The organism is Streptomyces sp. AK010 (assembly GCF_014207295.1).
GTDB classification, from domain to species: domain Bacteria; phylum Actinomycetota; class Actinomycetes; order Streptomycetales; family Streptomycetaceae; genus Streptomyces; species Streptomyces massasporeus.
This window is the reverse complement of record NZ_JACHCX010000006.1, coordinates 128,868-149,191: the sequence shown is the minus strand read 5'-3', so window position 1 is coordinate 149,191 and position 20,324 is coordinate 128,868. Positions and strand designations below refer to the sequence as shown.

16 protein-coding genes are annotated in these 20,324 nt (G+C 73.6%); 9 read left to right on the top strand and 7 right to left on the bottom strand.

The features are described from left to right. Positions 1-117: 117 nt before the first annotated feature. Positions 118-1,611, top strand: a complete 1,494-nt coding sequence (locus HDC93_RS14040) for a cellulose-binding domain-containing protein (RefSeq protein ID WP_185010672.1) — start codon at positions 118-120, stop codon at positions 1,609-1,611. Positions 1,612-1,625: 14 nt separating this feature from the next. On the opposite strand, the gene HDC93_RS14035 is transcribed toward HDC93_RS14040, so the two are convergent. Then, entirely contained in the window at positions 1,626-2,027 is a 402-nt protein-coding gene (locus tag HDC93_RS14035) for a DUF4234 domain-containing protein (RefSeq protein WP_185010670.1), read from the bottom strand. A 364-nt stretch (positions 2,028-2,391) separates the two neighbouring features. Here HDC93_RS14035 and rsgA point away from each other — a divergent pair, with 364 nt between their 5' ends. From rsgA to HDC93_RS14020, 3 genes are all read left to right on the top strand, one after another. Then, positions 2,392-3,510 carry a ribosome small subunit-dependent GTPase A gene (rsgA, locus tag HDC93_RS14030; protein WP_185010667.1) on the top strand — a complete coding sequence of 373 codons (1,119 nt, stop codon included), beginning with the start codon at positions 2,392-2,394 and terminating at the stop codon, positions 3,508-3,510. A 701-nt stretch (positions 3,511-4,211) separates the two neighbouring features. Further along, a complete protein-coding gene (locus HDC93_RS14025) occupies positions 4,212-5,627 on the top strand; it encodes an AlkA N-terminal domain-containing protein (protein ID WP_185010665.1) in 1,416 nt (471 codons plus the stop codon). Continuing rightward, the gene (locus tag HDC93_RS14020; RefSeq protein WP_185010662.1) at positions 5,624-6,118 is read left to right on the top strand and encodes a methylated-DNA--[protein]-cysteine S-methyltransferase; all 495 of its coding nucleotides are present in this window, start codon (positions 5,624-5,626) and stop codon (positions 6,116-6,118) included. Before HDC93_RS14025 ends, HDC93_RS14020 begins: the two co-directional genes overlap by 4 nt. Positions 6,119-6,174: 56 nt before the next feature. Here HDC93_RS14020 and HDC93_RS14015 read toward each other — a convergent pair whose 3' ends face one another. Then, positions 6,175-6,657, bottom strand: coding sequence for a DUF456 domain-containing protein (locus HDC93_RS14015; RefSeq protein WP_185010660.1), 483 nt, complete (start codon positions 6,655-6,657; stop codon positions 6,175-6,177). Between the two features lie 1,222 nt (positions 6,658-7,879). Here HDC93_RS14015 and HDC93_RS39650 point away from each other — a divergent pair. Together HDC93_RS39650 and HDC93_RS14005 are read left to right on the top strand one after the other, a co-directional pair. Further along, positions 7,880-8,830, top strand: coding sequence for a protein phosphatase 2C domain-containing protein (locus HDC93_RS39650; RefSeq protein ID WP_398984991.1), 951 nt, complete (start codon positions 7,880-7,882; stop codon positions 8,828-8,830). Positions 8,831-8,896: 66 nt separating this feature from the next. Then, positions 8,897-10,639 (top strand): pyruvate dehydrogenase, encoded by a 1,743-nt coding sequence (locus HDC93_RS14005; protein ID WP_185010656.1) that lies wholly within the window; start codon positions 8,897-8,899, stop codon positions 10,637-10,639. Between the two features lie 168 nt (positions 10,640-10,807). On the opposite strand, the gene HDC93_RS14000 is transcribed toward HDC93_RS14005, so the two are convergent. Beyond that, positions 10,808-12,202 (bottom strand): helix-turn-helix domain-containing protein, encoded by a 1,395-nt coding sequence (locus HDC93_RS14000; protein ID WP_398984987.1) that lies wholly within the window; start codon positions 12,200-12,202, stop codon positions 10,808-10,810. Positions 12,203-12,454: 252 nt separating this feature from the next. On the opposite strand from HDC93_RS14000, the gene HDC93_RS13995 reads away from it, so the two are divergent. Further along, entirely contained in the window at positions 12,455-13,078 is a 624-nt protein-coding gene (locus tag HDC93_RS13995) for a hypothetical protein (protein ID WP_185010652.1), read from the top strand. Between the two features lie 426 nt (positions 13,079-13,504). Beyond that, on the top strand, positions 13,505-13,987 hold the full coding sequence (locus tag HDC93_RS13990) for an ATP-binding protein (protein ID WP_221516677.1): 483 nt from the start codon (positions 13,505-13,507) through the stop codon (positions 13,985-13,987). A 67-nt stretch (positions 13,988-14,054) separates the two neighbouring features. On the opposite strand, the gene HDC93_RS13985 is transcribed toward HDC93_RS13990, so the two are convergent. Both HDC93_RS13985 and HDC93_RS13980 read right to left on the bottom strand, forming a co-directional pair. Further along, complete coding sequence (locus HDC93_RS13985) at positions 14,055-15,095, bottom strand: DUF2637 domain-containing protein (RefSeq protein ID WP_185010649.1); 1,041 nt, start codon at positions 15,093-15,095, stop codon at positions 14,055-14,057. 304 nt (positions 15,096-15,399) lie between these two features. Continuing rightward, positions 15,400-16,251 (bottom strand): (2Fe-2S)-binding protein, encoded by an 852-nt coding sequence (locus HDC93_RS13980; protein ID WP_185010647.1) that lies wholly within the window; start codon positions 16,249-16,251, stop codon positions 15,400-15,402. A 176-nt stretch (positions 16,252-16,427) separates the two neighbouring features. Between HDC93_RS13980 and HDC93_RS13975 the strand changes: the two genes are divergently transcribed. Continuing rightward, a complete protein-coding gene (locus tag HDC93_RS13975) occupies positions 16,428-17,297 on the top strand; it encodes a GntR family transcriptional regulator (protein WP_398984982.1) in 870 nt (289 codons plus the stop codon). Between the two features lie 415 nt (positions 17,298-17,712). Here HDC93_RS13975 and HDC93_RS13970 read toward each other — a convergent pair whose 3' ends face one another. Both HDC93_RS13970 and HDC93_RS13965 read right to left on the bottom strand, forming a co-directional pair. Continuing rightward, positions 17,713-18,480: a hypothetical protein gene (locus tag HDC93_RS13970; protein WP_221516676.1), complete on the bottom strand. Its 768-nt coding sequence runs from the start codon at positions 18,478-18,480 to the stop codon at positions 17,713-17,715. A 164-nt stretch (positions 18,481-18,644) separates the two neighbouring features. Then, positions 18,645-20,318 (bottom strand): PucR family transcriptional regulator ligand-binding domain-containing protein, encoded by a 1,674-nt coding sequence (locus tag HDC93_RS13965; RefSeq protein ID WP_185010641.1) that lies wholly within the window; start codon positions 20,316-20,318, stop codon positions 18,645-18,647. Between the last annotated feature and the right edge of the window lie 6 nt (positions 20,319-20,324).

Genomic DNA, 20,324 nt, shown 5'->3' with positions numbered 1-20,324 from the left:
AACAGGGCGCTTGTCAGTTGTGTGGGAGGCGTGAAAAGCTCTCCCCCTGCCGCGAGGTTCCCCCCAACTCCAATGCCGATGTGGTGAGTTGACCTCGCTTGTGGATGCAGGAGACTCATGCCCGACCTGCCGACCCCTCAGGACGCCACCGAGGCCGCGCTGTTCTCCGAGTGCTGGGACGCCGTCCTCGCCTACGCGGACCTGTGCACCTCCGGTTCCACGGCCGCCGCACAGCTCGGCCGTGAAGCGTTCGCACACGGCATACGCGAGGCCCGCGCCGCCGACACCGGCCCGGTCCGCGGCACCGCCCGCCGCCCGGCCCGGCTGCCCCGCATACCCCTGCTGCTGACCTCCGTACGCACCACGGCTGCGGCCTGGGAGGAGCAGGGGCAGGGCCACAAACTCGACCCCGACCTGCGCCTTTGGCTCAACTCGGACAAGGCCGCCCGCTACACCGGCCCGCCCCTGCAGCGCCCGCTCGCGCTGCGCGGCCTGCGCGATCTGCAGCAGGCGGACGCGGAACTGCTGTGGTTCACCGAGGTGGAGGCGCTGCCGCTGGCCCTGGTCGCCCGCCGTCTCGGCCTCGACCCGGCCGGCGCCGCCGAGGAACTCCAGCAGGTGCGCACCCTGTTCCGGGACCGCTGCCACCGCAACCACCTCGACACACCGATGGACGCCCAGTGCCGCAGCTACGCCCGGCTGCTGGACGCCGTCACCCGCTCCTCCGCCGCCGAGACCCCCGGCGACCTCTCCCGGCACCTCGCCACCTGCGTGCAGTGCGCCGAGGCCGCCGCATGCCTGCGCCTGCACGGTGGCTCCCTGCCCGGGGCGCTGGCCGGCGGGGTGATCGGCTGGGGCGGCCTCGCCTACCTGGAGCGCCGCCGCCGCGCGGCCGAGGTGCGGCTCGGCGCGGGCAGCCCCGGCTCGGCGGACAAGGCGGCCGGCGAACCGGAGGACGGCGAGCAGAAGGCGCGCGTCGCACGCAACGGCCTCCTCGTCGCCGCGGTCCTGGTGTCCGTCCTGGCCCTCGGCGTCTCGCTGATGCCCTTCGGAGGCGGAGCCGACGACCTCGGCGCGCCCGGCGGTGCCGACCGCCAGCCGGTGGCCGACCCCGCCCCGCCCCTGCCGTCCGCCCCGTCCCTGCCGCCGGCCACCTCCAAGCCGGCCGAACGGACCACCCAGGGCACGAAGCAGCCGAAGAAGTCCGGCAAGCCGGAGGACAGGAACCGCCACACCGAACCGCAGGGCACCTCCTCGCCCACCGACCGTGCCGAGCCGGACGAGAGCGGCGACCCCGTCTGCCGGGTCGAGTACGACCTGGTCAACCAGTGGCCCGACGGCTTCCAGGCCACCGTGACCGTCACCAGCGCCGAGTCCCTCGACTCCTGGCGCGTCGCCTGGTCCTTCCGGGACGGCCAGAAGGTCGGCCAGATGTGGGACGCCTCCGTCTCCCAGGACGGCTCCCGCGTCACCGCCACCGCCGCCGACTACAACAAGTCGGTCCCCGCCGGCGGCGACCTGGCCTTCGGCTTCCTCGCCTCGTGGCAGGGCAAGAACTCCCCGCCGTACGACTTCGAGGTGAACGGACACGCCTGCGCGATGGGCAGTTGAGGACTGACCCGCCGTCAGGCTGCGAGCGGCACCTGCTCGCCCTCTTCCACGTTCTGGTATCGAGCCCAGATCTGGTTCAGCTCATGCTGGTAGTAGAGCGGGAACAGCACGGCCACGATGTAGAGGATGAGGCCGATCCAGGGGTTGCAACTCCGTTCCATCCCGGCCGACTGCTGCATGCGGGCAACGCGCAGACCGGTGTTGTAGACCGACACGAAGGGGGGAACGATGATCAGCCAGCCGACGGTGACGGCCAGTACGGCCATCGCCGGATTGACCTCGATCCGTGAATCGAATTCCCGGGCTTCGCGATTCACTTTGTAGTACCAGACCAGATGGTAGATGCCCAGTGTGATCAGCGGCCAGATCAGCCACACGAGAAAGATGTTGCGGGTCTTGCCTGCGCGACCTGACATGCTGCACCTCCCGTCATTCCAGTGCACCACGTCCGGCCACCACGTGCGCGTCGTGCACGAGGGGCGCCGAGGGAGCCCTCCCCGGCGCTCCCGCGAGGGTGGGTCGACGGCCCCGCGAGGGTGGGTTCAATTCCGTGGCGCCCGAGGGGCGCACGGCTCTATGGTGGGGGCGAATCGCGCGGCGGTCTGCTGCTGCCGCCGTCGGCTGTGTGACGAGCAGGAGGTGTGATCGATGGCTGTCTCTGAGATGGGCGCTGCCCGCATCCGGAAGTTCATCAAGTCCACCTCCGTGGCCTCCGGCTGACCTCCTCCTCTCAGCGCCTTCGAGCGCCGTGCCGGGGCCACCCTTGTGAAGGGTCACCCCTTGTCTTTCTCTTCTCTTTCGGGTTCGTCCTCGTCTGCCTCGCATCCGCTTCAGCCGTACGGCTGGGACGCGGGCTGGGAGGCCGAGTTCGCCCCGTACGAGGCCGAAGGCCTGCTCCCGGGCCGGGTCGTACGGGTCGACCGCGGTCAGTGTGACGTCGTCACCGCCGACGGGCCGCTGCGGGCCGACACCGCGTTCGTCACCCCGCACGACCCCCTGCGGGTCGTGTGCACCGGCGACTGGGTCGCCGTCGAGCCCGGCGGGAACCCGCGCTACGTCCGCACCTGCCTGCCGCGCCGCACCGCCTTCGTCCGCTCCACCTCCTCGCAGCGGTCCGAGGGGCAGATCCTCGCGGCCAACGTCGACCACGCCGTCATCGCCGTGTCCCTCGCGGTCGAGCTGGACCTTGGCCGCATCGAGCGCTTCCTCGCGCTCGCCTGGGAATCCGGGGCCCAGCCCGTCGTCGTCCTCACCAAGGCCGACCTCGTGCCGGACGCCGTGACCCGCGCGTACCTCGTCCAGGACGTGGAGACGAGCGCGCCCGGCGTGCCGGTCGTGCCCGTCAGCTCCGTCGACGGGGACGGGCTCGACGGGGTCGCCGCGCTCGTCGGCGGCGGCACGTCCGTACTGCTCGGGCAGTCCGGCGCGGGCAAGTCGACCCTCGCCAACGCGCTGCTCGGCGAGGACGTCATGACCGTCCAGGCCACCCGCGACGTCGACGGCAAGGGCCGCCACACCACGACCACGCGCAACCTGCTCGCCCTGCCCGGCGGGGGCGTCCTGATCGACACCCCCGGACTGCGCGGCGTCGGACTCTGGGACGCCGGGACGGGCGTCGGGCGGGTGTTCTCCGAGATCGAGGAACTGGCCGAGCGCTGCCGCTTCCACGACTGCGCCCACGAGGCGGAGCCGGGGTGTGCCGTGCTGGCCGCCATCGACAGCGGCGACCTGCCGGAGCGGCGCCTGGAGAGCTACCGCAAGCTGCTGCGGGAGAACCAGCGCATCGTCGCCAAGACCGACGCCCGCCTCCGCGCCGAGATCCGCAAGGACTGGAAGCGGAAGGGGGCGATGGGCAGGGCCGCGATGGAGGCGAAGCGGGGCGCGCACTGGCGCGCGTAGCCGCTTCACGCGGCGGTGCCGGGGCCTGCGGCGCGAGGCGTGTGGCGCGTGGCGGGCCCGCGCCGGGGCCGCGCCGCGCTGTCGGGCTCACGCTGCGCCGTCGGTTCCGTGCCGCGCTGAGGGGCCCGACCCCCGCCGTCGGATCCGCGCCGCGCTGCCGGGCCTGCGGCCGGCCCGGTGTCCGGCTGCGGGGCCGCGCTGTCGGGCTCACGCTGCGCCGTCGGTTCCGTGCCGCGCTGAGGGGCCCGACCCCCGCCGTCGGATCCGCGCCGCGCTGCCGGGCCTGCGGCCGGCCCGGTGTCCGGCTGCGGGGCCGCGCTGTCGGGCTCACGCTGCACTGTCGGCCGAGGGCCGGCTCGGTGTCCGGCTGCGTGCCCGCGTCACGCCCGGGCTCCGCCACCCCGGGGCCCGTATCGCGTCCTGTGTCCAGTCGTCGGGTGGCGCTGCCGGGCTTGTGGCGGGGGCTCGGTGTCCGGCTGCGGGCTCGCGTCGCGACTGGTGTCTGCCCGCCCGAACCCGATCGGTTCCTGTGTCCCGAATGCCGGGTCCGTATCGCGCCCGGGCCGGGCCCGTATCGGGCCCTCGGCCCAGGAGTGGCCACCCGGCGCCCCGTTTCCCGCCCCGTCTGCCACCGCCGCGCCCCCGATCGCGGTGTCCGATTTCCGCCAGCGGCCCGTCGGTCGACGGCGGAGACTGGAGCTGTGACAGACCAGGGAACGGACGAGGACACCAGGTACGAGGCCGTGCGCAGTCGCGACGCCCGTTTCGACGGGGTGTTCTTCTTCGCCGTCGAGACGACCGGCATCTACTGTCGGCCGAGCTGCCCCGCGGTCACCCCCAAACGGGCCAACGTACGGTTCTTCACCACGGCCGCCGCCGCGCAGGGCTCGGGCTTCCGGGCCTGCCGGCGGTGCCGTCCGGACGCCGTGCCCGGCTCCGCCGAGTGGAACGTCCGCGCCGACGTGGTGGGCCGGGCCGTGCGGCTGATCGCCGACGGCGTGGTCGACCGGGAAGGCGTCGCCGGGCTCGCCGGACGCCTCGGCTACAGCGCCCGGCAGGTGCAGCGGCAGCTCACCGCCGAGCTCGGCGCAGGGCCGGTCGCCCTCGCCCGGGCCCAGCGGGCCCACACCGCACGCGTCCTCGTGCAGACCACCGGGCTGCCGATCACCGAGATCGCGTTCGCGTCGGGCTTCGCCAGCGTGCGCCAGTTCAACGACACGATCCGGGCGGTGTACGCGTCTACCCCGAGCGAGCTGCGCGCCGCCGCGCCGAAGCACGGCCGGGACCGCCGTACGGCCACCCCGAACGCCGGCATCCCGCTCCGGCTCGCCCACCGCGGCCCCTACCAGGCCGGCCCCGTCTTCGACCTGCTCGAACACGAGGCCGTACCCGGCGTCGAAGAGGTCAGCGGCCCGCCCGGCGCCCGCACCTACCGGCGCACCCTCCGCCTTCCCTACGGCACCGGCATCGTCGCCGTCGGCGAACGCCCCGGCACCACCCGGACCGGATTCGGCGCCCACCCGGGCGGCTGGCTCGACGCCCGGCTGCACCTCACCGACCCGCGCGACCTGACCACCGCCGTCCAGCGGCTGCGGCGCCTCTTCGACCTGGACGCCGACCCCTACGCCGTCGACGAGCGCCTCGCCGCCGACCCGCGCCTCGCCCCCCTGGTCGCCGCCCGGCCCGGACTGCGCTCGCCGGGCACCGCCGACCCGGAGGAACTCGCGGTGCGCGCACTGACCCGCCGCACGGAGGCGGAACGGCTCGTACGCCGCTACGGCAAGGCCCTCGACGCCCCCTGCGGCAGCCTCACCCACCTCTTCCCCGAGCCGGCCGTGCTCGCCGGCGCCGAGCCCGGCGGTACCCTCGGCGCGCTCACCGCCGCCCTGGCCGACCACGCCGTACGCCTGGACCCGGGCGCCGACCGGGACGACGCGCAGGACGCCCTGCTGGCCGTGCCCGGCCTGGACGCCCGTACTGTGGCCGAGATCCGCACCCGCGCCCTCGGCGACCCGGACGTGGCCCCGCCCGGCCTCGACGTCCCCGACAGCTGGCGCCCCTGGCGCTCGTACGCACTGAACCACCTGCGCGCAGCAGGGGAGTGGGAGTCCCGATGACATGCCCGACCTATTGGACGAGCGTGCCCGGCCCCCTCGGGCCGCTGCTTCTCACCGCCGCCCCGACCGGCGAGCTGACCTCGCTGTCGGTGCCCGGACAGAAGGGCGGACGCGAGGTGCGGGAGGAGTGGCGGCACGACCCCGGGCCCTTCCGGGAGGCCGAGGAGCAGCTCGCCGCCTACTTCGCCGGGGAACTGCAGGAGTTCCGCCTGGCGTGGCGCACCGAGGGCACCGCGTTCCGCGAGAAGGTCTGGGCCGCGCTGGACGACATCCCCTACGGCGCCACCACGACCTACGGCGCGATCGCCGCGCGCATCGGGGCGCCCCGGGCGGCCGTGCGGGCCGTCGGCGGTGCGATCGGCGCGAATCCGCTGCTGGTGGTCCGCCCGTGCCACCGGGTGATCGGGGCGGACGGCGCACTGACCGGATACGCGGGAGGCCTGGACCGCAAGGTACGGCTGCTGACGCACGAGGGCGTCCTCCCCGCCTGACGTCCGCCTGACTTCCCGCCTGACGTCCGGCCTGATGTCCGGCCTGAGGGGCCGGTTCAGCCCCAGACGACCGCGCCGACCCACGCCGCCGCGATCAGCTGGCAGGTGAACAGTTCGGCCAGAATGCTGGAGCCGCCCGCGCGCATGATCGTACGCAGGGCGGCGACCGCGTCGGCGTGACGGCCGAGGCGGGACCGTTCGAAGAGGTAGACACCGGCGAGGAATCCGGGGATCGCGCCGAGGACGGGGACCAGGACGAAGCCGAGGACGGATCCGATGCCGGCGCAGCCCAGCATGCGGCGGGTGGTGCGGTTCATCCGCAGCCGCCGCGGCGGCAGTGCCCAGCGGACGGCCTGGGAGACCAGCAGCAGGACCGTGGCCGCGACCAGCACCCACCATGCGACGGGCTGCGGATCCTTCAGCGCCCACCACATGACCGAGGCCCACACCAGCAACGATCCCGGCATGGCGGGCAGCAGCACTCCGCACAGCCCGAGCAGGATGACCAGCCCGACCAGCAGGAGGTCCCACACTCCCATCTGACCAGACTGCCGGAACACCGGAGAACACGCAGGTCAGAAGCATGGCCGGGCCCCAGACCCGCAGGTCAGCCGCTCGTGCCCCGCCGGACCCCGGATTTCGGATGACCGTTCTATGGCTCACCCGACGAGCCGATCACCTGCCCGCGGCCGGCCGGTTTTTTCCACAAGCCCCGTTTTCATCCGGCTCGTGCGGTGGACAATTACGGGCATGAGCCAGCAGGGGGGAAGGCCCACCGGTCACGAGGACGACTGGTGGAGGGAGTTGTACGACGACTCCACCGACGACACGGGCCCCGCACCGGCACGGGATTCCCTGGACGACCGGTTCGCGTCGGCGTCGGGGGCGTTGAGGGACGGGGAGGAGGCGCGGACCGGCTCCCCGGAACGGCAGGCGGCGCGGCACCCCGGCGCGGAGCCGGTGGTTCCGGCACCCCGGACCGGAGCCGATGACCTCCCGGCCACGCCCCGCCCGAACCCCCGGGCCCCGCAGCGCGCCCCCGGGGAGCCACCACCGCCCCTGCCCACCGGGCCCATGAGCTTCCCGACCGCACCGAAACCGCAGGGCCGCCCTGAGCCGCCCCGTTCCGAGGGCCGGCCGGGCAGCGCGTCTCCGGGCGCGGCAGGGACCCGTCCGCCCACGGCCGAGCGGGCGGACGGCCCGCCTCCGCCCACAGCGCCCCCGCCCCCGCCCACAGCGGCCCCGCGTCCGTCCGCGGATGAGCGGCAGGGCAGTGCGGCTCCGGCTGCGGCGGGCTCTGATCGGCCCTCGGGCGACCGGACCGGTGGCGCACCACCGCCCACAGCCGCCCCGCCTCCGCCTTCGGAGCGCCCGGAGCAGTCCCCGGCCCCGGCGTTCCCCGCCTCCGGGACACCCCCGGTTCCCCCACCCCCCAAGGCCCCTCCGGCCTGGCCGGATCCGGAGGCGCACCCGGCCACGGCGTCCGGGCCCCTTGCCAGCCCCGCCCCACCGGCCACCGCCGAGCCCCGTGACGCCGCGCCCCCCGCTCCGATCGACCGGCCGCCCGTTCCGCCGGGCCCCGCAGAGCCGCCGTCCACGGACTCACCGACCGCGGATCCCCGCACCACGGAGCCCCCTGCCGCCGGGCCCGGGCCGGTATCGCCGCCGCTCGTCGACACTCCGCCCACCACGGACCCCCCTCCCGACCACGACGCCCCCCGGATCGAGCGCCCCGCCCCCACGCCCCGGCCGCGTGGTCACGTGGGCACCCGGCCGCCCACGTACGACGCCGAACCCACCGCTCTCCCGGCCGCCGACCCGGACGACCTCGACGATCTCGTGGCGGACACCGTGCTGGACGGGGCCCGGTACGGGGCCTGTACGCTGCGGGCCGTTTCCGTACGGGGGGACTCCGCGCGGTATCGGGGTGAGCCCCGCAGGGACTCGCTGCTCACCGCCCGGTTCGGGACGGGTGAGCACGCGCTGCTGCTGGTGGCGATGGCGACCGGGGCCCGGGCCACACCGGGTGCGCACCGCGCCGCCGCCGAGGCCTGCCACTGGATCGGGCGGGCCGTAGGGCGCAGCCACGCGCGCTTGGTCGAGGACATAAGGGATGGCCGGCGCGGCGACCTGAAGTCCGGGCTGCACCGGCTCACCGACCGCAGCCTCGGCAAGCTCCGGGCCAGCGCCTCCGAGCAGGGTGTCGGCCCAGAGGAGTACGCGGCGAGCCTGCGCTGTCTGCTGCTGTCGGCCGACCCCGGATGCCGCACGCGGGTGTTCTTCGGGGTCGGACCGGGCGGACTGTTCCGGCTGCGGGAGGGGGAGTGGCAGGACATCGAGCCGCAGGTCGCCGACATCAAGGGCGACCCCGTCGTGGGCTTCGGCTCACCGCCCTCCGAGACCCCCGAGGGCGACCGGCTCACCATGGACCTGGGCATCCCGACCCCGCCCAGCCCGTACGAACCGGCCCCGGAGCCGCCGCGCGAGCCGTTCCGCTTCCGGACCTCCGTCGCCCGCCCGGGTGACACGCTCCTGATGTGCAGCGGCGGGCTCGCCGAGCCCCTGCGCGGTGAGCCCGAGCTGGGCGAGTACCTCGCCGAGCGGTGGTCCCGCCCCGAACCGCCCGGCCTCGCCGCGTTCCTCGCCGACTCCCACGTACGGGTCAAGGGTTATGCGGACGACCGTACGGCCGCCGCGGTTTGGGAGGCGTGAGCGCGACCGGTGTGACTTGATGGAACCCGGAGGGATCCCAGGAGACCGAAGGGGCAGACGAGAACCATGGCCAAACAGAACGTCGCGGAACAGTTCGTCGACATCCTGACCCGTGCCGGAGTCAAACGTCTCTACGGAGTCGTCGGCGACAGCCTCAACCCGGTCGTCGACGCCGTCCGCCGCAACTCCGCCATCGACTGGATCCACGTCCGGCACGAGGAGACCGCCGCCTTCGCCGCCAGTGCCGAGGCGCAGGTCACCGGCGGGCTCGCCGCCTGCGCCGGCTCCTGCGGCCCCGGCAACCTCCACCTCATCAACGGGCTCTACGACGCCCACCGCTCCATGGCCCCGGTCCTCGCCCTCGCCTCGCACATCCCGTCCAGCGAGATCGGCCTCGGCTTCTTCCAGGAGACCCACCCCGACCGGCTGTTCACCGAGTGCAGCCACTACAGCGAGATGATCTCCAGCCCGGAGCAGATGCCTCGGCTGCTGCAGACCGCCATCCAGAACGCCGTCGGACGCAGCGGCGTCAGCGTCGTCACCCTGCCCGGCGACATCGCCGACCGGCCCGCCCCGGAGAAGGCCGCCGAGACCGCCCTCGTCACCTCCCGCCCGACGGTCCGCCCGGGCGACGCCGAGATCGACCGGCTCGTCGAGATGATCGACGAGGTCGGCAAGGTCACCCTCTTCTGCGGCAGCGGCACCGCCGGCGCACACGCCGAGGTCATGGAGTTCGCCGGGAAGATCAAGTCCCCGGTCGGGCACGCCCTGCGCGGCAAGGAATGGATCCAGTACGACAACCCCTTCGACGTCGGCATGAGCGGCCTGCTCGGCTACGGCGCCGCCTACGAGGCCACCCACGAGTGCGACCTGCTGATCCTGCTCGGCACCGACTTCCCGTACAACGCCTTCCTCCCCGACGACGTCAAGATCGTGCAGGTCGACATCCGGCCCGAACACCTCGGCCGCCGTTCCAAGCTGGACCTCGCGGTGTGGGGCGACGTACGGGAGACGCTGCGCTGTCTGATCCCGCGGGTGAAGGAGAAGAAGAACCGCCGCTTCCTCGACCGGATGCTGAAGAAGCACGCCGACGCACTGGAAGGCGTCGTGAAGGCGTACACCCGCAAGGTCGAGAAGCACACGCCGATCCACCCCGAGTACGTGGCCTCCGTGCTCGACGAAGTGGCCTCCGACGGCGCCGTGTTCACCGTCGACACCGGCATGTGCAACGTCTGGGCCGCCCGCTACATCTCACCCAACGGCCGCCGCCGCGTCATCGGCTCCTTCTCCCACGGCTCGATGGCGAACGCCCTGCCGATGGCGATCGGCGCCCAGTTCACCGACCGCAAACGGCAGGTCGTGTCGATGTCCGGCGACGGCGGCTTCTCCATGCTGATGGGCGACTTCCTGACGCTGGTGCAGTACGATCTGCCGGTCAAGGTCGTCCTGTTCAACAACTCCTCCCTCGGCATGGTCGAGTTGGAGATGCTGGTCGCCGGCCTCCCCTCGTACGGCACCGCGAACAAGAACCCCGACTTCGCCGCCGTCGCCCGCGCCTGCGGTGCGTACGGGGTGCGCGTCGAGAAGCCCAAGGACCTCGCCGGGGCCCTGAAGGACGCCTTCAAGCACAAGGGGCCGGCCCTCGTCGACATCGTCACCGACCCCAACGCGCTGTCCATCCCGCCGAAGATCAAGGCCGAGATGGTGACCGGATTCGCCCTGTCCGCCTCGAAGGTGGTGCTGGACGGCGGAGTCGGCCGGATGCTGCAGATGGCCCGCTCCAACCTGCGCAACCTGCCCCGGTTCTAGGCCCTAGTGCCGCGGCAGGCAACGTTCGCCCCGTCGCGACGCCCGGCACGCACTCTCGCCGCACCGGGCACAAACCCAAGTACATCCAGTACGAGGGCATGCACCCGGCACGCCGAGAGCACGCACCGGACGCCGCTCCTTGACGGGCAAACGTTGCCTGCCGCGGCACTAGCTGTAGGGCGTCCAGGCGCGTGCGGTGAGGTCGTACACATAGCGGGACAGCCCTTTGATGCCGCTGGTCCGGAACGGGCGGCCGTCGTCGTCGATCCGGACCGTGCCCGTGCGGCCCTGCGAGGACCAGTCCAGCTCCAGGTACCAGCGGCAGTCGCACCCTTGGGTCCTGGCGTTGATCAGCAGCACCTCGGGGTCCCGCGCGGAGACGCGGTACGGCATGCTCACCGCCGGGATGGGCGTGCCCGTGTCGCTCCCGGCGACGGCGCGGGCGATGGGGCGGTCCTTGTCCAGGTTCACGTCGAAGGAACGCGGGGTGACGGAACCGCCGCAACCCCGGTTCATGGCGTAGGCCTTGCCCTGCGCCGGGGCCGTCCGCCCCACCACGCGTACACGCAGTGCCTCCAGTACGACGGCCGTGTCGGTCCGCCCCTGCACGGTCAGCTGTACGAGCGTCTCGCCGCCGTGCACCGCGTTCTGTGATGCGGCCCAGACCCCCGCGTCCTGCGGGACGGGCGGCGGTGGCACCTGCCCGGGCGGCTTGGCGACGACGTAGTCGTGACCGCAGCCGAGTTTCCAGGCCTGGGAGTCGGCCGACCAGGTGAGGGGCGGGGTGGGCGCGGAGCCGCCGGTGGGCGGGGTGGTGCGGGGGGAGGGTGACGGGGAGGGCTTCAGCTGCTCCGGGGAGGCGGAGGGGGAGGACCCCCGGGGACTCGGGGAGCCGCCGCTCGGAGTGGGGGAGGCGTCGCGGTGGTCCGGTGCCTTGGTCTCCGTCATGGCGGAAGGGGCCGGACCGGCCGCGTCGGCCCGGTCGCGGGCGGGCGTACGCCGCCCGTCCGGCAGTGCGGCGAGGCTCCCGAGTGCCGCGAGCACCGCGCAGGCGGCGGCCAGTCCGACCGCGACGCGTCTGCGGCGGTACCAGGGCCGGCGAGGGAGCGGGGGGTCTTCCTCGGGGTCGCCCGCAGGGCCGTCCAACGTGTCAGGCTCCGGGTCGTCCACCGCGTCGGATACCGGACCGTTCGTCAGGCCGTCGACGAAGTCCGGTCCTTGCTCCGGTTCGTCCGCACCGGTGGCGACCTCGCCCCCCGGCGCCGTACCGGACGTACCGGCCGTGCCCGCCGTCCGGGGCCGCTGCCGCGCCGCCACCGCCAGGAGCCAGCGGCGGTGCAGCTCCAGACGTTCCTCGGGGGACGCCCCGCACAGGGCGGCGAAGCGCTCCACGGGCGCGAAGTCGACGGGGAGGGCCTCGCCCGCGCAGTAGCGGTGCAGGGTCGAGGTGTTCATGGCCAGACGCCGGGCCAATGAACCGTAACTGCGGTCCGTGCGCTCCTTCAGCGTCCTCAGCAGCGCCGCGAACCCCCCGACGTCGTCGACGTCGCTGTGTGCCGACACCGTTCCCCCGTCCTCGTAGGTCCGACCCGGCCCGGAACGGCATCCCAGGCACCCCATGTACCGGCACGTCAAAGGGGCTGGGATGGTTCCACCGTGCCCGGTCGCATGCCGGCTGTTGCGCCCGCCCGGTGTGACCGCTGATGCTTTTGGTGTCGCACCGAGCAGGTCCGGGCCGACCAGCCGGCCTCGCGGCGCCATCCGGCATCCATGCCTTCGGCATTCATCCACGCACTCATCCACGGGGGAACACCCATGCCCAAGCACATCCGAGCCAGCGCGCTCACCGCACTCACCGTCGCCGCCCTCGCGGCCAGTACCGTCCTCACGGCACCGGCCGCCGGCGCCGCGCCGAAGGCCGCCGCTCCCAAGTTCCTGTCGGCGTCCCAGCTGCCGCCGCACCCGACCTCGGCCTGGACGGCCGGCCCGGTCACCGAAGGGTTCCCGGAGGGACTCGGCTACTGCGTGAGCACGGAGGGCGTGCCCTCCTACGACTACCGGCACCGGGAGTTCCGGACCGACCTGGACACCGGCGCCGTGCAGCTGACCGTCGTGGCGGACACAGCCGCCCTGGCCAAGGCCCTGGCGAAGCACTACGACGACCTGATCCGCACCTGCGCCGACCGCATCGAGCAGAACGACCCCGACGTCGAGGCCGAGGGCCGGGACTACGGCACTCTGCAGGTCGAGGAGGGTGCCCGCGTCCGCGGCCTGCACACCGAGACGTCCTGGGGCGCCACGGACATCTCGCTGCTGTCCGTCGGGCGGGACGGCAGGACCGTCACCGTCGTGCAGTGGGGCCAGATGGGCGACTTCGGCGACGCTCCCGTGGCCGCCTTCAAGAAGACGACGACCACCGCCGTCAACAAGCTCTACTGACCGCGCCCGACAAAAGACCGGGGCCGTCCTCCCGCCACGGGGGTGGGGGAGGACGGCCCCGTACTGGTCTCGGCGGATGTCAAGACCGTCGTACTTCGGCCAACTTCACCGGGGCGCCCCGCACGAGGGTCCGTCGCCCCAGCCCTTCACCGGGTACGCAGGGATCGGCAGCCGGCCATCGGCCCATCGTCCGATCTCCGGCGGTCAGGATCCACTCGCGGACACTGATCGGCTACCCTCTTGTCCCCCTCTCCCTCACCGTCGTACCGCTCGGCGGCCCGCCGCCCGGGCCGCCCGTCCCGTTCCGGTGGCCGAACATCCGGTCGTTGACAATTCGACATGACTGCCGCGTTCCCGTTGGGGCATGGATCCCCGTGAACGTGTTCGAGCAGGAGGGGAACCGACATCGGCACGCGGGCGGGGGTCATGGAGAGGCAGGCACGACGAGGCGGTCCCATAACGATCGGGGGCTTCTCGGTGAAGACGGTGGAGGACGGGGCCGACGACATCGCGGAGCAGGATCCGGCGCCGCAGTTGAGGCGCAGACTCGGGCGGGCGGACCTGCGGGCCGTCCCGGAAGCCCGCAGGGCCCTGCGGGACATGCTCGGGCAGTGGGGGAAGCACGGGCAGTCGGACGTGGCGGAACTGCTCACCAGTGAACTCGTCACCAACGCGATCGTCCACACCGACCACGACGCGGTCCTGACGGCCACCGTCGGGCCCCATGGACTGCGGGTGGAGGTACGGGACTTCGTGGCCCGCAGGCCCCGGCTGCGCGTCCCGGTCGCCGACGAGGGTACGAACGGCAGGGGCCTGCTCCTGGTGCAGTCCCTCGCGGACGCCTGGGGGGTCCGGCCGCACGGTGTGGGCAAGGCCGTCTGGTTCGAGCTGGAGGCGGAGGCGGCGTGAACGCCGAGGGGGCGCGGCCCGCAGGCCACGCCCCCTCGCCGGTTCTCGCCGCGTCGCTCCGGCTCGGCTAACCGAACTGCTGCTCGAGGTCCTTGAGCTTGCGCTCCAGGGAGTCCAGCCGCGGCAGTGCCATGGTGTCGTCCTCCGCGGTGAGGTCGACGGTCACGGGGTCAGCTCCTTTGCGCACCGGCTGAAGGGAGGGACGTGAGCGCACGGGCAGGGGCTCCGGCGCCGATATGGCAGGCTCCGCGGTGACCTGCGAGGAGCCGCGCTCCACCTGCACCTCCAGCTGGCGTCCGCCACCCCGGCCGAAGTGGCCGCGGTGACCGCGGCTGATCGCCTTCAGCTGGGCCCGCTCCACGCGCTGCTGGTCGCGCCGCCGCTGCCGGGCCTCTTCCTTCTTGCGCCGGTCGTCGCGTACCTCGTCGACGGCCTCGTCCAGGCTGCGCACACCCTCGAGGAGCATCAGCGACCAGGCACGGTAGGTCTCCCTCGGGGCCCGCAGCCAGCGCACCATACGGATCTGCGGCAGCGGGCGGGGCACCAGGCCCTGCTCCCGCAGGGCGGCCCGGCGGGTCTGCTTCAGCGCGCGGTCGAACAGGACCGCCGCCGACAGGGACATGCCCGCGAAGAAGTGGGGGGCACCCGCGTGACCGATGCCCCGGGGCGCGTGCACCCAGTTGAACCAGGCCGCGGCGAAGGCGAACGTCCAGACCAGTATCCGGGAGCCGAGCGCCGCGTCACCGTGGCTGGCCTCGCGCACCGCGAGGACGGAGCAGAACATCGCCGCGCCGTCCAGGCCGAACGGGACGAGGTACTGCCAGCCGCCGGAGAGCCCGAGGTTCTGCTCGCCGAAGCCGACCAGGCCGTGGAACGAGAGCAGGGCGGCGACGGCCGCACAGCAGAAGAGGAGGAGGTAAGAGAGGGTGCCGTAGAGGGCTTCCTTGCGTCTGCGGCGTTCCTCGCTGCGCTCCCAGGAGTCGTCCGCGCTCGTGTCCTTGACCGAGGAGCGCTTGCCGCGCGCGAGCACCGCCACCGCCGCCAGCATGCCCAGGAGAAGCACGGCGCCCGGAAGCAGCCAGTTCAGCGATATGTCGGTCAGTCTCATCTGGGGTCCCTTGCATTGGGATAGGGCGTAACGCCCGCCATAGTGGCCCAATCCCATCGGCCCTCAGGGGGTTTCGGGGCAAGAGGCCGCCAAGGAAGTGCAAGGGAATGCCCCAGGGCGGCGTTCTGCTCGAACTGCCGCTTGAGGGGCGGGAGTTGAGTTCGAACAAGACTACCCGTACGAGTGGTTCCCCGGAAAGTTCCCCTGACGCGTGAGGGTGATGTGAATCGCCGGTGGGCGTGCGGGTGTCCGGTTCCGTGATTATCCTACGGGACGGCGGCGGTCCATCCATCCCCGCCTGAGCTCAACTGGCCGTTGCCAGCAGCTTGGTGACGCGGTCCGTGTCGCAGGTGCGCGGGCAGGTGGCGCAGGTGTCCTCGGGGCGGAGTGTGTAGAACATGCAGCAGCTCGCGCGGTCCCGGGTGAGCAGGGGCTCGCAGCCGGGGCCGGCCAGTTCCCGGAAACCCGCCGTGCCGACGTACGGCTTGGTCGCGCCCGGCAGGAGCAGCTCCAGCTCGCGCATCGCGCGCCGCTCCTCGATCTCGCCGAGCAGCTGGGCGATGTACCAGACCCCTTCGACGATCTCGTCGGTCGCCATGCCCCACAGGGCGCGTCCGCGGCGCCGCATCCGGGGGCCGAAACCGGTCAGCACCGGCTCCAGGTGCTCGGCGACCGCCGACCGCACCTCCGCCCGCAGCGCCTCCTCGTCGGGGACGACCCGGGCGCCCGGCAGCGCGGCCGCCTCGTCGCCGGGCAGGCAGGCGAAGCCGGCGGGGCGGACGGCCATGCGTCCGAGGGCGTGGCCAGGGGCGGTGCGGTCGTACGAGACGTGCGTCACGGGGTAGCGGGGGACCCGGCGGTGCAGGAACCACGGCACGGTGATCAGCAGGCAGGCGGGCCAGGCGTAGCGGTGCAGGCCGAAGGTGGCGACGACGTCGGGGCGGGCCTGGCGGCCGTAGTCCCGTTCGATCTGGTCCACGTCCCACGCGAGGAAGCGGTCGAGGGCAGGGCCCGCGGTCGCGAGGGCGGCGGCCCTGGTCCAGCCGCCGCCGTGCGGGGTCTCGTCGTCGGCGCTCAGCTCGGTGACCGCCAGTCCCGGGAGGACCTCGGCCAGGCGGGCGTAGGCGCCGGAGACGGCCGAAACGGGCGCAGGCATGTGATCACCGATCCGTCGGATGAAACGGGGCTCTTGAAGGTAAGCCTAACCTTACTCAAAATCTCCGGAAAAAGAACGGGGATGTGAACTGGGGGCCGGGGCGCTTATGGTGCTTGACGGACGAGTAACAACCCCCCGTAATGACCCCAAGTACCGATACGTCCGGAGGAGGACCTGTGAGGCAGGGAGCGCAGGGCTCCGCGGAGGCGGGTGCTCCGTGGGCGGCGGTGGGTCGGACCGGGGCGGGTGTGCCGTCCGGGCGAGGGCAGGGCCAGGGGCAGGAGCAGGGCCGAGCGCGAGCGCAGGCTCGGGTGCCGCAGCAGGGCGGGGCGGTGCGGGGGGAGCACACGCACAGTGAGGCGCCCGTGCCGGTTGTGCCCGTCGTCCCCGTTGTTCCGCGGGCTCGGCCGGTGGTCCAGCGGGCCTCGGTGCGGGGGCAGATTCTGGACGCGCTGCGGGCCGCGCTGGTGGCGGGGGATCTTCGGCCCGGGGAGGTCTACTCGGCGCCGGTGCTGGGCGAGCGGTTCGGGGTGTCGGCGACCCCGGTGCGGGAGGCCATGCAGCAACTGGCCCTCGAGGGGGCCGTCGAGGTCGTGCCGAACCGTGGGTTCCGGGTGGTCGAGCGGGGCGCGCGGGAATTGGCGGAGCTGGCCGAGGTCCGGGCTTTGATCGAGGTGCCGGTGATGCTGCGGCTGGCCCGTACCGTGCCCGCCGAGCGCTGGGCCGAACTGCGGCCCCTCGCCGAGGCGACGGTCCGCGCGGCGTCCTCCGGCTGCCGCGCGACCTACGCGGAGTCCGACCGGGGGTTCCACCGGGCCGTGCTGTCCCTCTCGGCCAACGAGCAGCTGGTCCAGATCGCGGAGGACCTGCACCGCAGGGCGCAGTGGCCGCTGGTCGGGGGTGGGCCGGGGGTCCGGGGGCGGGCCGATCTGATCGCGGACGCGCACGAGCACACGGCGTTGCTGGACGCGTTGGTCGCCCGGGACCTGGATGTGGTGCGGGCGCTGGTGGGGGAGCACTTCGCGGGCGCGGCTGCTGCCGGCTGACGCCTGCGCCTTCGCGTGGGGTGTGGGCCGGGGCCGCGCCGGGGGTGTCCGTCCTCGGAACGGCGCGATGGGGTGCCATACCGACTGACTGTCCGTTGACGCGCCAACCGCTGCGGGCGGACACCCCCGACACGGCCCCTTACGTGGTCCGGCGGGTGCGGGCCGCCCTCGCTGCGGCATGCGTGCCGCTGGGGGCGATGGGGGTCCCCCCTGCTCGAGCGGAGCCGAGAGCTTGGGGGAGGGTGGGCGCGGCGGCACCTCGCTGCGCCGGGCTGCGGGCCCACCCGGCCCCGGCACCGAGGCAGCGGCACCTCGCTGCGCCGGGCTGCGGGCCCACCCGGCCCCGGCACCGAGGCAGCGGCACCCCAAGGCGCCGGGTCGCGGACCCACCCGCCCCCAGCCCCGACGCCGAGTGTCAAGCCGTCGCAGCCGGCGGTACCGGCGGAGCCAACTGGCGGGACAGCCACATCGGTACGCCCCCGAGCAGGCGGAACAAGCGGCGGGCCTCCTCCCGCAACCGGGACGCCTCCGGCTCCGTCTCCGTGTCGGCCAGGGACACCAACGCCGGGGCCGTGCCCACCAGATAGCCCAGCTCCTCCCGGATCCGCAGCGACTGAGCGAAACCGTGCCGCGCCTCTGCCAACTCCCCTTCCCGCAGGGCGAGTCCCGCGAGGTGACGCCACGTGAAGGACAGCAGCAGAGGGTCGGAGTGCGCCGTCGCGCCCGCGTGGGCCCGGCGGTACGCGGCGCGCGCGGCCTGGGGCGCGCTCGTCAGGTTCTCCGCCAGGAGCCCGCGACGGAAGTCCAGCAGAGCCCGCGCCGGAGCCCCCGGAGTGACCAGCGCCGCCGCCCGCCCGAGCGCGGCCCGCGCCTCGTCGGCCCGGTCCCGCACCGCGAGCAGCGTCGCCGCGTAGGCCAAGTACCCGCGTTCACAAGCGGCCGCGCCGCGTTCGTCGTCGCTGTGGGCCATCGCCTCGGCCGTGCGCAGCGCGTCCTCGGCCTCCTCCCAGCCCTGCTCGGTGTACAGACACCGTTCCACCAGCAGCGACGCGCGTTGCAGCGCCGCCGCCGGTGTGGTCGGCAGCAGCAGGGCGGCCGCGTCGGCCCAGCACCCGCGGGAGCGCAGCCGCCATACCGCGGTCTGGAGGGGATCGTCACCGGCGGTCGTTCCGTTACCAGACATGGCGGTATGCGCCACGTTGCCCTCCCCGAGCACGCCATCGAGCTGTTGAGTGGTGGCGGCATCTCAGCACGAATCGGCGGGCCGGGCCAAGGGGGTGGGTGAAGGATTTCACAAAGTCGTGGGACTCGGGGGTGGCCCGGGTTGCCGCCGGGACACCCCGCGTATCAGCTCATCCGCAGTGCCAGGAAGAAATCCAGCTTGTCCTCGAGCCGTGACAGATCACGACTCGTCAACTGCTCGATCCGGCCGACCCGGTAGCGCAGCGTGTTGACGTGCAGGTGCAGACGGGTGGCGCAGCGGGTCCAGGAGCCGTCGCAGTCGAGGAAGGCCTCCAGGGTGGGGATCAGCTCGGCGCGGTGGCGGCGGTCGTAGTCGCGCAGGGGGTCCAGGAGGCGGGCCGTGAAGGCCCGGCGCACGTCGTCCGGGACGAAGGGCAGCAGCAGGACGTGCGAGGCCAGTTCCTGGTGGCCGGCCGCGCAGACCCGGCCGGGGCGGGCCGCGGCGACGCGCCGGGCGTGGCGGGCCTCCTCCAGCGCGCCCCGCAGGCCCTCCGCCGAGTGGACGGCCGCGCTGACGCCGAGGGTGAGGCGGCCGTCGTCGTTCAGGCCGGCCGTGAGGGGCTCCCGTACCGACGCCAGGAGCGTGTCCGCGAGGACGCCCGTAGCCGAGCCGTCGTGCTCGGCGGAGACGGCCGGGAGGGGGACCAGGGCGATGGCCTCGCCGCCCGTGTGGGCCACGGCGATGCGGTCGAGGTGCTCCGGCCCGGCGACCGCGGGGTCGACGAGGACCTCCTCCAGCAGGGCCTGCGCCACCGGGCCGCCCTCGATCTCCTCGCCGTCCCAGTCGACGCGGGCCACCACGACCTGCCAGTGCGGCGCTGAGCCCAGGCCGGGCAGCAGCACCGGCGCGGCCACGCGCAGCCGGGCGGCGATCTCGGCGGGTGCCGCGCCCGTCCGGACCAGTTCCAGAACCTCCTGGGCCAGGCGGCGGCGGACCGTGCGGGCCGCGTCGCGGCGGTCCCGCTCGACGGCGATCAGCTGGGTGACGCCGTAGAGCAGGTCCAGGCGCTCTTCGGGCCAGTCCCCGGCGTCCGCCTCCACGGCCAGCAGCCAGTCCGACAGGACGGTCTCGCGGACGTCCCGGGCCGGCTGCGGGGATCGGCCCGTGGAGCGCACGGGGAACAGGGAGTACGTCGTGGCGCCCAGGGTGACGCGGTGGGGGCCGCGGCGGCCCGTGCGGGTGGCGGCCAGGTGCTCCCCGGCGAGCCGGGCACACGCCTCGGCCGGCAGGGCGGGTCCCGCCGTCTTCGAGCCGGCGATCGGGCGGCCGGTGGGGGAGAGGACCCAGGCGCGCAGGTCCAGGTCCGTGCCCAGCAGGTCCAGGACCACGTCGGGGCCACCGCCCGCGGGCCCCGAGGTCATCATCCGGCGGTGGCGGTCGACGACCGCCGCGAGATCGCCGGCGCGCTCGCCGGACACCTGCCGTACGACGTGCTCGGTGATGGTCGCGAACGCCACCGACTCGTGCACCGCGAAGAGCGGCAGACGATGCCGGGCGCAGGCCACGACCAGGTCCTCGGGGACGTCCCCGAGCTCGGCCTCGCCCGCGGCGAGGGCCGTCACGCCCGCCTGCACCAGGATCCGGACGAACGGCTCCGAGTCGTCGGCGTCCCGGCGCCAGGCCAGGCCCGTGAGCACCAGTTCGCCGCCCGTGAGGTAGCGGCTGGGGTCACGGAGGTCGGTGGTCATCACGCCCCGCACGGTGCGGTCCAGCTCGTCCTCGCCGCCGAGCAGCTTGAGGCCCAGCGCGTCGGTGTCCAGCAGTGCGCGCAGCCGCATTCTCGT

Bases quoted from the DNA above. Each gene is read 5' to 3' on its own strand.
- HDC93_RS14040 (WP_185010672.1), top strand. From the start codon at position 118: ATGCCCGACCTGCCGACCCCTCAGGACGCCACCGAGGCCGCGCTGTTC.
- HDC93_RS14035 (WP_185010670.1), bottom strand. From the start codon at position 2,027: ATGTCAGGTCGCGCAGGCAAGACCCGCAACATCTTTCTCGTGTGGCTG.
- HDC93_RS14020 (WP_185010662.1), top strand. From the start codon at position 5,624: ATGACATGCCCGACCTATTGGACGAGCGTGCCCGGCCCCCTCGGGCCG.
- HDC93_RS14015 (WP_185010660.1), bottom strand. From the start codon at position 6,657: ATGGGAGTGTGGGACCTCCTGCTGGTCGGGCTGGTCATCCTGCTCGGG.
- HDC93_RS14005 (WP_185010656.1), top strand. From the start codon at position 8,897: ATGGCCAAACAGAACGTCGCGGAACAGTTCGTCGACATCCTGACCCGT.
- HDC93_RS13995 (WP_185010652.1), top strand. From the start codon at position 12,455: ATGCCCAAGCACATCCGAGCCAGCGCGCTCACCGCACTCACCGTCGCC.
- HDC93_RS13990 (WP_221516677.1), top strand. From the start codon at position 13,505: ATGGAGAGGCAGGCACGACGAGGCGGTCCCATAACGATCGGGGGCTTC.
- HDC93_RS13985 (WP_185010649.1), bottom strand. From the start codon at position 15,095: ATGAGACTGACCGACATATCGCTGAACTGGCTGCTTCCGGGCGCCGTG.
- HDC93_RS13980 (WP_185010647.1), bottom strand. From the start codon at position 16,251: ATGCCTGCGCCCGTTTCGGCCGTCTCCGGCGCCTACGCCCGCCTGGCC.
- HDC93_RS13970 (WP_221516676.1), bottom strand. From the start codon at position 18,480: ATGTCTGGTAACGGAACGACCGCCGGTGACGATCCCCTCCAGACCGCG.
- HDC93_RS13965 (WP_185010641.1), bottom strand. From the start codon at position 20,318: ATGCGGCTGCGCGCACTGCTGGACACCGACGCGCTGGGCCTCAAGCTG.